The organism is Pseudomonas sp. ENNP23 (assembly GCF_001728945.1).
Lineage (GTDB): Bacteria > Pseudomonadota > Gammaproteobacteria > Pseudomonadales > Pseudomonadaceae > Metapseudomonas > Metapseudomonas otitidis.
This window is the reverse complement of sequence record NZ_LYSP01000002.1, coordinates 168,281-180,845: the sequence shown is the minus strand read 5'-3', so window position 1 is coordinate 180,845 and position 12,565 is coordinate 168,281. Positions and strand designations below refer to the sequence as shown.

Annotated in this window: 11 protein-coding genes; 6 read left to right on the top strand and 5 right to left on the bottom strand. The window is 65.9% G+C overall.

All coding sequences use genetic code 11. The features are described 5' to 3' along the window. Positions 1-3 precede the first annotated feature (3 nt). The 5 genes from algK to yaaA form a co-directional block, all read right to left on the bottom strand. Positions 4-1,377, bottom strand: a complete 1,374-nt coding sequence (gene algK / locus A9G05_RS02010; RefSeq protein ID WP_069559387.1) for an alginate biosynthesis TPR repeat lipoprotein AlgK — start codon at positions 1,375-1,377, stop codon at positions 4-6. Between the two features lie 11 nt (positions 1,378-1,388). Continuing rightward, positions 1,389-2,555 (bottom strand): alginate biosynthesis protein Alg44, encoded by a 1,167-nt coding sequence (locus tag A9G05_RS02005; RefSeq protein WP_069559386.1) that lies wholly within the window; start codon positions 2,553-2,555, stop codon positions 1,389-1,391. A 25-nt stretch (positions 2,556-2,580) separates the two neighbouring features. After that, positions 2,581-4,062, bottom strand: a complete 1,482-nt coding sequence (alg8, locus tag A9G05_RS02000) for a mannuronan synthase (protein ID WP_069559385.1) — start codon at positions 4,060-4,062, stop codon at positions 2,581-2,583. 110 nt (positions 4,063-4,172) lie between these two features. After that, the gene (algD, locus tag A9G05_RS01995; RefSeq protein WP_069559384.1) at positions 4,173-5,483 is read right to left on the bottom strand and encodes a GDP-mannose 6-dehydrogenase; all 1,311 of its coding nucleotides are present in this window, start codon (positions 5,481-5,483) and stop codon (positions 4,173-4,175) included. Positions 5,484-6,220: 737 nt separating this feature from the next. Further along, complete coding sequence (gene yaaA, locus A9G05_RS01990; protein ID WP_069559383.1) at positions 6,221-7,000, bottom strand: peroxide stress protein YaaA; 780 nt, start codon at positions 6,998-7,000, stop codon at positions 6,221-6,223. Between the two features lie 180 nt (positions 7,001-7,180). Between yaaA and A9G05_RS01985 the strand changes: the two genes are divergently transcribed. The 6 genes from A9G05_RS01985 (at position 7,181) to moaE (ending at position 12,565) form a co-directional block, all read left to right on the top strand. After that, positions 7,181-8,365 (top strand): tetratricopeptide repeat protein, encoded by a 1,185-nt coding sequence (locus A9G05_RS01985; RefSeq protein ID WP_069559382.1) that lies wholly within the window; start codon positions 7,181-7,183, stop codon positions 8,363-8,365. A gap of 68 nt (positions 8,366-8,433) precedes the next feature. Beyond that, entirely contained in the window at positions 8,434-9,561 is a 1,128-nt protein-coding gene (locus tag A9G05_RS01980) for a polysaccharide deacetylase family protein (RefSeq protein ID WP_069559381.1), read from the top strand. Between the two features lie 308 nt (positions 9,562-9,869). Continuing rightward, positions 9,870-11,261 (top strand): PhoH family protein, encoded by a 1,392-nt coding sequence (locus A9G05_RS01975; RefSeq protein WP_069559380.1) that lies wholly within the window; start codon positions 9,870-9,872, stop codon positions 11,259-11,261. A 119-nt stretch (positions 11,262-11,380) separates the two neighbouring features. Next, positions 11,381-11,851, top strand: a complete 471-nt coding sequence (gene moaC / locus A9G05_RS01970) for a cyclic pyranopterin monophosphate synthase MoaC (protein ID WP_044411737.1) — start codon at positions 11,381-11,383, stop codon at positions 11,849-11,851. Positions 11,852-11,853: 2 nt separating this feature from the next. Then, complete coding sequence (locus A9G05_RS01965; RefSeq protein ID WP_069559379.1) at positions 11,854-12,102, top strand: MoaD/ThiS family protein; 249 nt, start codon at positions 11,854-11,856, stop codon at positions 12,100-12,102. 1 nt (position 12,103) lies between these two features. Continuing rightward, a complete protein-coding gene (gene moaE / locus A9G05_RS01960) occupies positions 12,104-12,565 on the top strand; it encodes a molybdopterin synthase catalytic subunit MoaE (RefSeq protein WP_069559378.1) in 462 nt (153 codons plus the stop codon).

Genomic DNA, 12,565 nt, shown 5'->3' with positions numbered 1-12,565 from the left:
CCTTCAAGGGGTCTGCATGGCCTGCATCTGCGTGGTGTCCTGCAGGGCGACGCCGCGGAACTGGCGCTCCTCGCGCAGGCGCTGTTCGGCGCGGGCGCGGTCGGTGGGGCTCAGTTGCTGTTCCACGCCCTGCGCCAGCTCGATGGCCTGCGGGGTGTTCTTGGGCAGGGCCAGTTGGCTGAAGACGTAGGCGTTGACCAGGTCGGGGCGGATGCCCTTGCCCTGGGCGAACAGTTGGCCGAGGGCGTAGTCGGCGTTGATCTGGCCGTTGCGGGCGGCGCTCAGCAGGTGGTCCAGGGCCTTGTCCGGGTCGATGTCGCCCAGGTAGCCACGGATGTAGATCTGCCCCAGCAGGTAGTTGGCGGTGGGCTCGGTGGCGGAGGCTTTGAGCAGGTGGCGTTCGGCTTTCACCGGGTCCAGGGGGACCAGCTTGCCTTCGTAGTAGAGGCGGCCGAGCAGCAGTTCGGCGCGCGGCTGGGCGGCTTCGCGGCCGTGGTCGAGGTAGTTCATCATCGTGTCGATGTCGCCCAGGCCGGGGTATTCGTAGAGCAGCTTGGCGAGGCTGACCCAGGCCGGCGGGTAGGCCGGGGCGATGCGTTCGAGCATGTCCTGGGACTGGCCTTCGTCAGGCTTGCCCAGCTCGGCGTCGGCCAGCACCTGGGCCACCGAGTCGACACGCTGGGCGGGCAGGGTGCCGGCGGCGTAGCGGGCCATGACCTGCTCCACCAGGGCCTGGCGCGCGTCGCCCTTGCCCTGCTTGCTGTAGACGGTGGCCAGTTCGACGTAGCAGGCGTCGGCCTGCTGCAGGTTGCGGGTGCAGATGTCCTCGATCTCGGTCAGGTGCTGGTCGTAGGTGCCCTGGGTCCGGTAGTAGAGGATCTGCGCCAGTTCGGCCTGGGGCTGACCCTCGGCGCGCCACTGTGCGATGCGCTGTTGCACGTTCACGCCGGGGAAGTCCTGGGGGAAGGTGAGGTAGAGCATCACCAGGGGCAGCAGGCTGTTGGGCTCGCCGGCCTTGTAGGCGTCTTCCAGCAGCCGGGCGGCTTCCTGGCGTTCGGCCGGGGTGCTGTCGGGCTTGCGCGCCAGCAGCTTGCCGAGGCGGGCCTTGGCGCGCGGCGACTGGTCCATGGCCTGGCGGTAGGTCTGCTCGGCCTGGCGCATCTGCTCCGGGTCGCCACTGCCCACCTGCAGGTCGGCGAGGCCGACCTGGGCGTTGACGTAGCCGAGCTCGGCGAGCTGGCGGAAGTTGCGCTCGGCGGTGGCGGTGTCGCCGCGCTTGAGCGCTTCGCTGGCCAGCCGCTGGTCGGGCAGGCCGGCGCAGCCGGCCAGCGCGACGGCGACGCCGAGCAGCAGGGTGCGGGAGGGAAGGGTCGCCACGGGTGTCCTCCTCAGAAGCCGGCCGCCAGGGCGCGGTGGATCATCCAGTCGAAGGAGGGGCCGCGGTCGATGCTGACTTCGACGGGCTGCCCGGCGAGCTTGCTGTCCAGTACCTGGTCGGGCTGGATGACGACGCGGATGTCGGAGGACAGGCCGCTGTCGATCAGGCTGGAGCTGATGATCTTGCCGTGGCGCGGGGTGTCTTCGCCGGCCACCTGGAAGGTGACGCTGGCGCCGGGCTTGGCCTGGGCGAAGTTGCGGTAGGGGAAGCGGGCGCTGACGGTGGCTTCGAAGTCCTGGGGGACCAGTTCGAAGATCACGTCGCCCTTGCCGGCGAACTGGCCGTCGGCGACCAGTTGGCGGGCGACCTTGCAGTTGCAGGGGCTGGTGAGGGTGCCCTTCATCTGCTTGCCGAACAGTTCCTCGACGTTGGCGGGGGCAAGCTGGTCGTCGGTCAGGTGGCCCCTGAGCATCTCCAGCATGGTGGAGGAGAAGGAGGCGATCGGGGCGCCCTTCTGCACCACGGTGCCTTCGCCGCCGATCAGGCTCTGCACGGTGCCTTCGCGGGGCATGGTGATCTGCATGGCGGGCACGGCGACCATGCCGGATTCGGCGTGGGTGACGAAGTACAGGCCATACAGGGATTTGAAGATGAAGCCGAAGGCGGCCAGGCCGACGAGGAACAGGCCGGCACTGAAGGTGACGGCGCGCAGACGGCCGAGCAGGTCCATGCCACCGCCGCTGCCGTTCTTGCGCGGCTTGGTGAAGTTCTCGCGCTGCAGGGTGTTGAGGATGTCGCCGGCGCTGACCACTTCGCCCGAGAGGTGGGCGCTGATCAGGTAGCGCAGGGTGGCGATGTCACGCGGCTTGAGGTTGTGGAACTGGCAGCCGGCGCGCTCCTGCTGGGGGTCGAGGAAGCGCACCTGGAATTCGACGTCCAGGCCGAGGCTGAGGTTGTCCACCTGGAACTGCATGCGGCCCTGGTGGTAGTCGCCCACCTGGACCTTCTGCCCCGGTTCCACCTGGAAGGCGAACCCGCCGGCGGAGAGGTCGAGCAGGCGGTGCTCGACACGCTCCTTGCCCACCAGGTAGCGCACCTTGGCGGGGAGCTTGACCCGGGCGTGCTGGCGCTGGGCTTCGGATTCGTGCACCACATTGACGTTGACGGCTGTATTCATGGTCTGGATTTCCTATCGGGTTCGGTCACACGAACGCCATCAGCGTGGCAATGAAGACGCTGCTGGCGGTGAAGGTCATGGCACGGGAAGACCAGGTGTTGAACCAGCGGGTGAAGCTGGCCAGGTCCCGGTTGAGCTTGGTGTTCTGGCGCGTCCAGGACTGCTGGTCCAGGCGGAAGAAGACGTAGATCTTCACCAGCGCGCCGACGATCTGGTTGTAATAGAGGATCAGCGGGTAGGCCGGTCCTATGGGGTGCCCGGTGACGCTGAGCAGCAGGGTGAGGATGAGGCGGGTGAGGCCGATCCACAGCAGGTACACGAGCAGGTAGGCGATGCTGTACTTGAGGCTGGCGATCACCGCGACGGCCAGGCCCAGCAGGCAGGTCCACATGGACACGCGCTGGTCGCTGAGCACCAGGGTGGTGAACCAGCCGAGGCGACGTGGGCCGAGGGCCAGGGCGCGGGTGTTCTGCCGCAGGTTGTTGCCGTACCAGCGGAACATCAGCTTGCGGCTGGCTTTGATGAAGCTCTTCTCCGGCGGGTGCTCGACGGTGTTGATGGCGGCGTCCGGCACGTAGAAGGTGTCGTAGCCCAGGCGCATCAGGCTGTACCAACTGGACTTGTCGTCACCGGTGAGGAACTGGAAGCGGCCCAGGCGCCAGTGGTCGAGGTGGTCGCTCTCCACGTCGGCGATGAAACCGGGGTCGGTGACCACCCTGGCGCGGAACACCGACATGCGCCCGGTCATGGTCAGCACGCGTTTGGAGAGCGCCATGGAGCACATGTTGAGGTGGCGCTGGGCGAAGCGCAGCTTGTGCCATTCGCTCATCAGGTAGCTGCCGCGCACCTCGCAGAACTCGTTGGTGGTGAGGCCGCCGACGTTGGGGAAGTACTTGAACCAGGGCACGGTCTTCTTCACCACGCCCTGGGTGAGCACGGTGTCGCCGTCCACCACGGCGACCACGGCGTCGTCGTCGGGCAGTTGCCGGGAGATGGCGCGGAAGCCGTAGGCCAGGCCGTCGCGCTTGCCGGTGCCGGGGATGCGCACGAAGTCCAGCTTGACGCGCTCCGGCGGGGCCAGGCGGTTCCACTGGTTCTTGATCAGCAGCTCGTCGGAGAGTTCGACGATGGAGCAGACCACGGTGGTGGGGTAGCCGCAGTCGATGGCTTCCTGGATCACCGAGCGGTAGACCATGGCGGTGGTCAGGGCGTCGATGCGGAAGCTGGTGACCAGCAGGTAGACGTGGGAGGGGGCGGCCGCTGCGCCGAGCTTGCGCACCTGGCGGCGCTGCCAGGGGTAGACGACGTAGAGGAACAGGGTGCCGCGCAGGAAGTGCAGGGCGCCCATGGAATAGCGCCAGATGCCGACCACGCCGATGAGCAGCAGGAAGTGCTTGGACTCGGGGTCGAACACCGAGCGGGGCAGCGCCAGCGCGAGCAGCATCAGGCCCGTCAGGAAGAACAGCCAGCCGGCTGCCTCGGTGAGGCTTCGCTTGAGCTTGTCCATTGATTCATCCATTCCTTCGTGAACGCTGGACGGACCTCGGGCGTGGGCGCTGCTTGTCATTGTTTCGCTCGCCCAAGGTGCGTCATCGCGTTGCGCTGAAGCGGTCGCGGTTACCAGCAGATGCCTTCGGCGTTGCCGTGGCTGGCCTTGGGCATGAAGCCCACCAGGTCGATCACGTGCTTGCCTTCGGGGGCGCGCTGGGCAAGGGGGGCGAAGAGCTCGTCGCGGTTGCCCAGGACGATCACCTCGGCGTTGTCGACGACGCCGTCGAAGTCACTGTCGAGCAGGGACGAGACGTGGGGGATCTTCGATTCGATGTAGTCCTTGTTGGCGCCGTGGACGCGGGCGTATTCGACGTTGCGGTCGTAGATGCGCAGGTCGAAGCCCTTGCCGATGAGCATCTCGGCCAGCTCCACCAGGGGGCTCTCGCGCAGGTCGTCGGTGCCGGCCTTGAACGACAGGCCGAGCAGGGCAACCTTGCGCTTGTCCTGGGCGGCGATGATGTCGAAGGCCTTCTGCACCTGGGCCGAGTTGCTGCGCATCAGCGAGCCGATCAGCGGGGCGTCGACGTCCAGGGAGCTGGCGCGGTAGCTGAGGGCGCGCACGTCCTTGGGCAGGCAGGAGCCGCCGAAGGCGAAGCCGGGGCGCATGTAGTACTTGGAGAGGTTGAGCTTGTGGTCCTGACAGACCACGTCCATCACTTCGCGGCCATCGACCCCGACGGCCTTGGCGATGTTGCCGATCTCGTTGGCGAAGGTGACCTTGGCGGCGTGCCAGACGTTGCAGGTGTACTTGATCATCTCGGCGACCTCGATGTCCTTGCGGATGATCGGGGCGTCCAGTTCGCGGTAGAGGGTTTCCAGCAGGTCGCCGGAGGCGGTGTCCAGTTCGCCGATGACGGTCATGGGCGGGAAGTCGTAGTCCTTGATGGCGGTGCTTTCGCGCAGGAACTCGGGGTTCACCGCGACGCCGAAGTCGACGCCGGCCTGCTTGCCGGAGCAGTCCTCGATGATCGGGATCACCACGTTCTTCACGGTGCCCGGCAGGACGGTGCTGCGGACCACGACGGTGTGGCGCTCGGCCTTGTCGCGCAGGGCGAAGCCGATCTCGCGGCAGACGCCTTCGATGTATTCCAGGCCCAGATCGCCGTTCTTCTTGCTCGGGGTGCCGACGCAGATGAAGGACATGTCGGTATCGCGCACGGCGGCGGCGACATCGGTGGTGCCGCGCAGGCGGTTGGTTTTCAGGCCCTGTTGCAGCAGCTCTTCCAGGCCCGGTTCGACGATGGGGGATTTGCCTTTGTTGATCAGGTCGATCTTGGTGCTGGAAACATCCACGCCGACAACTTCATGACCACGAGCGGACAGGCAACCGGCACACACTGCACCGACGTAGCCCAAACCAAAGATGCTGATACGCATCGCTATCACCTCATTCCATTAAGTACGTGTTAATAAGTGGCTTATTGGCCACGGCCGTTTCTGCAGTTGTCACCAAACAGCAACTTTCCACTGCGTGCAGGCATGACGGATACCGGGCACCGAAACTGCGGGTACCTGAAGCGGAGCCTGTAATGACGCTGGCTCCAGAGAGTCCTGGACTGATCACCTCAACGGCTCTGGCCCCTGGTTTTTATGTCACTCGTCGAGAATGGCGTTGCACTCCTTGTTCAAGTGGAACTTTCCGTTACGCATGACTACCCCCTCGGAGTGTTCCGATAGCGGGGGCAGTTTTCATAATCAGTAAGAAGCGGAAATATGAAGAATTATGTATCGCGGTTTATGAGTGTGGGGCCAGTTGGATAGTTCCGGTCATTCGTCAATATTTTGCGGTGTTTCACTTTTTCGATAAGCGGTAAGTTTGGCATCACGGTGATGGCAAATTATGTTTATTTAAAGTTTATGGGGAAGTTCAAACTTTCAAATGCCGGGCGTGGCGCGGGTTTGCGCTGTAATGGCCGGTGTAGAGGGCGGCAGTGGAGTTGGGATTTACCCGATGAGGGTGAGCGTTTGTTATTGCACGGTGATATCAAACTTCGCCGGTGAGCGATGAAGTTTTAAGTGCATTGGGCGGAATGGTTATAAGACCTTTCATCGGGTCGGGGGTGTAAGCGGGGGAGGCAAGTGGCCCCTCCAGGGAGGAGGGGCGAGGGGGCGGGTCAGTCCTGCGGGGTGTCGCGCAGGAACACCAGCTTGTTCTCGCTGGAGGCTTCGGCGGCGAAGCGGTAGCCCTGGTAGTCGAAGTCCTTCAGGCCCTGCGGGTCGGTGAGGCGCTCCTTGATCACGTAGCGGGCCATCAGGCCACGGGCCTTCTTGGCGTAGAAGCTGATGATCTTGTACTGGCCGTTCTTCAGGTCCTTGAATTCGGTGTCGATGATGCGGGCGTCCAGCACCTTGCGCTTCACGGCGCTGAAGTATTCGTTGGAGGCCAGGTTGAGCAGGACGTTGTCGCCCTGTTCGGCCAGGGCTTCGTTGAGCCAGGTGCTGATGCGTTCGCCCCAGAAGGCGTAGAGGTCCTTGCCCCGGGCGTTGGCCAGCTTGGTGCCCATTTCCAGGCGATAGGGCTGCATCAGGTCCAGCGGGCGCAGCAGGCCGTAGAGGCCGGAGAGCATGCGCAGGTGGCGCTGGGCGAAGTCGAAGTCGCTGTCCTCGAAGCTTTCGGCGTCGAGGCCGGTGTAGACGTCACCCTTGAAGGCGAGCAGGGCCTGCTTGGCGTTCTCCGGGGTGAAGTCGGGGTGCCAGCTTCCGTAGCGCGCGGCGTTGAGGCCGGCGAGCTTGTCGGACAGGTGCATCAGTTGGGCGATGTCGGCCGGGGCCAGGGTGCGCAGTTGCTGGATCAGCTCCTGGGCGTGGTCCAGGTGGCGGGGTTGGGTGTAGCGGTCGGTGACCGGTGGGGTTTCGTAGTCCAGGGTCTTGGCGGGCGAAATCACCATCAGCATCGGCTTGTCTCCTTCGGCAATGGCGCGATTGTAGGGACTTGCCCGGGCAGGCTCCACCTATCGCCCCGATTGAGTGGACAGGGGCCATGCCCCGCGTCACACACCGGGCCGGGAGGCTGCGCTATAGTGCGCTCCCCCGCGGCCCTGGCCGCCCATTCCCCGACTGACAAGGAGGTCGTTGTGAAGACCCTCTCGCGTATCGCACTTTCCCTGCTGTTCGCTTCCGGTGCCGTGGTGGCTCAGGCCGCGCCGGTATCCATCGAGGTGCTGAGCGCCGTGGTGAAGGACGAGAAGATCGCCGGCGCCGAGGTGCTGCTGCAGAAGAACGGTGCCCAGACGGTGAACGGCCGTACCGACGCCCAGGGCCGCGTGACCCTGGACAGCAGCTTCGCCGATGACCCGGACAGCCTGGTGATCGTGAAGAAGGATGGTTACTCCAACCTCGTCGCCAAGTGCCCGTGCACCGGCATGACCTATGCCATCAGCCCGGTGATGAAGGACCTGGACGGCTTGCGCATCGTGCTGAGCTGGGGCGAGAAGCCGGAGGACCTGGACTCCCACATCGCCTACCCGGGCAACCACATCTACTTCGCCGAGAAGGAAGGCACCGACGCCGACCTGGACGTGGACGACACCGACAGCTACGGCCCGGAGACCATCACCCTGCACAAGAAGCGCTACGGCGAGACCTACGTCTACGCGGTGCATGACTTCACCAACAGGGACAACCCGTCCTCCAAGGCACTGGCGGGCAGCCAGGCGAAGGTGTTCGTCTACGTCGGCCAGTCCCTGGTGCGCACCTATTACGTGCCCAAGGACCAGCGCGGCAACCTGTGGAAGGTGTTTCGCATCACCGCGTCCGGCGACTTCCAGGACATCAACGCCCTGGAGGGCAGCCAGGCGAAGGACGCGGCCTACGTGCTGGGCGACATCGAGCCGCTGCTCAACGAGGGCCGCAGCGTGGCCGCGCAGGCGGCTTCCCAGGCTGCCCAGGGTGATGCCAAGGCGCTGAACCGCAAGGGCGAGGCGGCCTACCATGAAGGCAAGCTGGACCTGGCCATCGACCTCTACCGCCAGGCCATCGAGCTGGATGCCAACTACGGCCAGGCCTACAGCAACCTCGGCCTGGCCTACCAGAAGGCCAACCGCACCGCCGAGGCCATCTGGGCCAACCGCAAGGCCATCGCCCTGGCCACTGGCGCCAACGCGGCCACCGTGCGCGCCAGCTCCTACTACAACATCGCCCGCATCTACGAGGCGGCTGAGCAGTACGACGATGCCCTGCGCCACTACCACCTGGCCAAGGAGCAGAAGGCGAACCCGGTGTACGACAAGGCGATCCAACGGGTTCAGGACCGCCACTGATCCCGCCCTGCTGACAGCGCGCCCCTTCGGGGGCGCGTTCGTTTCCGCTGCCGTGAACGGAGAACGCCATGTTCCGTACCCTCGCTTTCGGTGCCGCACTGCTCGGTGCCACCTTCGCCCAGGCCGCCGGCCCCAGCCGCATCGCCCTGATCGACCGTTCCACCTGGCCCGCTGCGCTGGATTCGCCAGCGGCCTTCGATGACGCCTCCCGGGGCGAGATCCTGGTCTTCGCCCAGACCCTGCTGCAGAGCGAGGGGCTGGACGCCGCCGCCTGGCAGCAGCGCCTGGGCCTGAAGGCGGTGGACCTGGACGGCATCGCCACGGTGCGCAAGCGCTTCTGGGCGCGCCTGGCGGAGAACTACCGGCTGGCCAGCCAGGGCTGCAACGCCACGCGGCCGTTCTGTGAGCCGGCAGCCGACGAGGCGGCCTTGCGCGAGCGCGCCCGGCGCTTCGAGGTGGCGCCGGATTCGCCGTTCTTCGCCTGGTCCGAGGCCAGCCGAGGCTTCCACCTGCGCTACCTGGACGAGCAGATGCGCCTGGCGGCGCTGTTCCCGCGCATCAGCAGCGAGATCGGTCTGTTCTCCGAGCGGGAGCGCAATGGCGACGAGCTGAAGGACCGGCAGTTCCTGCTCACCTTCGACGATGGCCCGACGCCCCGTGACGGCCTCAGCGATCGCCTCACCACCTGGCTGCGTGAGCAGCACATGAGTGCGACCTTCTACGTGCTGGGACAGGGGTTCCAGACCCGCCTGGGCAAGACCTCGCCGGAGGCGATGCGCCAACTCTATGCCGGCCAGTGCGTCGGGCTGCACGGCTGGGAGCACAAGTCCCACAGCAGTTGGGCGCAGTGGCAGGACTCGGTGGTGCGGGTGCGCGACCTGGTGGCCCGCACGCTGCCGGACAACGCCGTGCCGCTGTTCCGCCCGCCCTATGGCCAGCGTCGTGCCGACAGCGGAGCGTTCTTCGCCGCCCAGGGGCTGACGGTGGCGTTGTGGAACATCGATTCGCAGGACTGGAACGCCCGCATCAGCGGCGACGAGGCGGCGCAGCGGGTACTGAACCTGATGCTGCTGTGGCGCCGGGGCGTGGTGCTGTTCCATGACATCCACCCGAAGGCGCTGGCGGCGCTGCCTTGGCTGAAGGACCGGACGGCTCTGGCGGGTGTGGACTGGATGCCGTGCAACACCTACCGCTGAAGGGGCGGGGCAGCACGGGCAGGGGGGACTTCGGACTTTAGCGACGCTCCTGCCCGGCGCCAAGGGTTATTCGTCGAAGGATAAAAAAAGGGTTTTGCCGACCAAAAAGTTCTTTTTTCTGTCATCTCTCTTGGGTTATTAACGAATCAGACCGCCGAATCCTGAGCAGGGTGGCGGCCCCAGGCCCTCATCCTTCTCATGGCGTCCCTGGCTCCCGGCATGACCCGGACAGGCAGGGCGGCAGTCCTTCCTCGGCGGAGCGCCGTACCGGCATTCCGTCGCCCGGACCGACAAGAAGGTGACCGAGTATGGATGACCACGGACGCGCCCGCCCCACCGCTCCAACCCTCTATGCCCTCGATACCAACGTTCTGATCCACGATCCCAACGCCCTCCTCAACTTCGAAGAACACCACGTTGCCATCCCCATGACGGTGCTGGAGGAACTGGACAAGCTCAAGAGTGGCAAGCAGGGCGTGGCCGCCGAATGCCGGCAGGCCATTCGCCTCATCGACAAGATCCTCGGTGGCGCGACCCCCGAGCAGGTGGAGCACGGCGTACCGATCCAGCGCGAGAAGAGCGGCCCCTGCGGCTTCCTCTCGATCCTCATGAGCAAGAGCGCAGCCCCCATCACCTGGCTGCCGGACAACCTCAACGACAACCGCATCATCAATCAGTTGGTGGAGCTGAAGACCCGCCGGCCCGGCCTGTCCGTGGTGCTGGTCACCAAGGACATCAACATGCGCCTGAAGGCGCGTGCCTGTGGCATCGATGCCGAGGACTACCACACCGACCAGTTGGTGGACGACGTCTCCCTGCTGTCCCGTGGCTACCACGACATGCCCGGGTCCTTCTGGGAGCGCGTCAGCAAGGTGGAGACCCGCCAGGACCATGGCCGCACCTGGCACCGGGTGCAGCTCACCGACAACCTGCCGGCGGTGCACGTCAACGAGTTCATCGTTGACGAGCAGGGCTTCGTCGGCTGGATCAAGGGCATCCAGGGCACCGAGCTGACCATCCTCGACCTGCACCAGGAGCCGCTGCTGCACCAGGAAGCCTGGGGCCTGCGCCCGCGTGATGTGTACCAGGCGCTGGCGCTGTACGCGCTGCTGGACCCGGACATCCACCTGGTCAACCTCTCCGGCGCTGCCGGCTCGGGCAAGACCATCCTGGCGCTGGCCGCTGCCATCGAGCAGACCATGGTGACCAAACGCTACCGGCGCATCATCGCCACCCGCAGCGTGCAGGGGCTGGACCAGGAGATCGGCTTCCTGCCCGGCACCGAGGCCGAGAAGATGGAGCCCTGGCTGGGCGCCATCACCGACAACCTCGAAGCCCTGCACATGGATGACGAGAGCACCCACGGCAGCGTGGACTACATCCTCAGCAAGGTGCCGCTGCAGTTCAAATCGCTGAACTACATCCGCGGGCGCAGCTTCCAGCAGAGCCTGATCATCATCGACGAGTGCCAGAACCTCACCCCGCACCAGATGAAGACCATCATCACCCGCGCCGGCACCGGCTCGAAGGTGATCTGCCTGGGCAACCTCGCGCAGATCGACACCCCCTACCTGTCGGCCCCCAGCTCGGGCCTGACCTACCTGACCGAACGCTTCAAGGACTTCCCCCACGGCGTTCACATCACCCTCCAGGGCGTCCCGCGTTCGGTGCTCGCCGAATACGCCGAAGCCCACATGTAGCCGCCGTCGCCGCCGGGCGCTCACCCGCCCGGCGGCGAAAGCGCGACCGCCGCCGGCTCTTCTGTATACAATTCGCCTCCTGCGGCCCGCTCCCACCGGGTCGCCCGAGGAGACTTGCAGTGCTGACCCATCTCGATTCCCAAGGCCGCGCCAACATGGTCGACGTCACCGAAAAAGCGGTGACCGCCCGTGAGGCGACGGCCGAAGCGCGGGTGCGCATGCGCCCGGAAACCCTGGCGATGATCCAGGCCGGCGGCCATCCCAAGGGCGACGTGTTCGCCGTGGCGCGCATCGCCGGCATCCAGGCGGCGAAGAAGACGTCCGACCTCATCCCCCTCTGCCACCCGCTGATGCTCACCAGCGTCAAGGTGGAGCTGGCTGCCGAAGGCGACGACGTGGTGCACATCGTCGCCCGCTGCAAGCTGGCCGGGCAGACCGGCGTGGAGATGGAGGCCCTCACCGCCGCCAGCGTTGCCGCGCTGACCCTCTACGACATGTGCAAGGCCGTGGACCGGGGCATGACCATCGAGTCCGTGCGGCTGCTGGAAAAGCTCGGTGGCAAGAGCGGCCACTACCAGGCGGAGGCATGACCATGATCCGTGTGCAGTACTTCGCCCGTTACCGCGAGGCTCTCGGCCTGGACGGCGAGCAACTGGCCTGGGACCCGGCCTTCGCCCGCCTCGACGACCTGCGCCAGCACCTCGTGGCACGCGGCGGCGTGTGGGCGGTGCTCGACGAGCAGAACCTCATGTGCGCCCGCAACCAGGAGCTGTGCAGCCTCGACGAGGCGCTGGCCGAAGGCGACGAAGTGGCCTTCTTCCCCACCGTGACCGGAGGCTGACATGGCCATTCGCGTGCAGAGCGCTGCCTTCGACCCGGGTGTTGAACTCAATGCCCTGCACGCCGCCAACGTCGGCGTCGGTGCGGTGGTGGGGTTCGTCGGCTACGTGCGGGACTTCAACGACGGTCAGGACGTGGCCGGGATGTTCCTCGAGCACTACCCGGGCATGACCGAGAAGGCGCTGCAGAAGATCGCCGACGAGGCCTCGGCCCGCTGGCCGCTGCTCAACATCGACATCCTCCACCGCATCGGCCGGCTGGAGCCGGGCGAGCCCATCGTCTTCGTCGGCACCGCCAGCGCCCACCGCCAGGCCGCGTTCGATGCGTGCAACTTCGTCATGGACTTCCTCAAGACCCGCGCGCCGTTCTGGAAGAAGGAGGACACCCCCGACGGCCCCCGCTGGGTCGAGGGCCGCTGCAGCGACCAGGCCGCCGCGAAGCGCTGGGATACCCCCGAGAGCTGA

Excerpts from the sequence above, each read along its gene's own strand:
- A9G05_RS01980 (WP_069559381.1), top strand. The coding sequence starts at position 8,434 with ATGTTCCGTACCCTCGCTTTCGGTGCCGCACTGCTCGGTGCCACCTTC.
- A9G05_RS01975 (WP_069559380.1), top strand. The coding sequence starts at position 9,870 with ATGGATGACCACGGACGCGCCCGCCCCACCGCTCCAACCCTCTATGCC.
- A9G05_RS01965 (WP_069559379.1), top strand. The coding sequence starts at position 11,854 with ATGATCCGTGTGCAGTACTTCGCCCGTTACCGCGAGGCTCTCGGCCTG.
- yaaA (WP_069559383.1), bottom strand. The coding sequence starts at position 7,000 with ATGCTGATGGTGATTTCGCCCGCCAAGACCCTGGACTACGAAACCCCA.
- moaE (WP_069559378.1), top strand. The coding sequence starts at position 12,104 with ATGGCCATTCGCGTGCAGAGCGCTGCCTTCGACCCGGGTGTTGAACTC.
- algD (WP_069559384.1), bottom strand. The coding sequence starts at position 5,483 with ATGCGTATCAGCATCTTTGGTTTGGGCTACGTCGGTGCAGTGTGTGCC.
- alg8 (WP_069559385.1), bottom strand. The coding sequence starts at position 4,062 with ATGGACAAGCTCAAGCGAAGCCTCACCGAGGCAGCCGGCTGGCTGTTC.
- A9G05_RS02005 (WP_069559386.1), bottom strand. The coding sequence starts at position 2,555 with ATGAATACAGCCGTCAACGTCAATGTGGTGCACGAATCCGAAGCCCAG.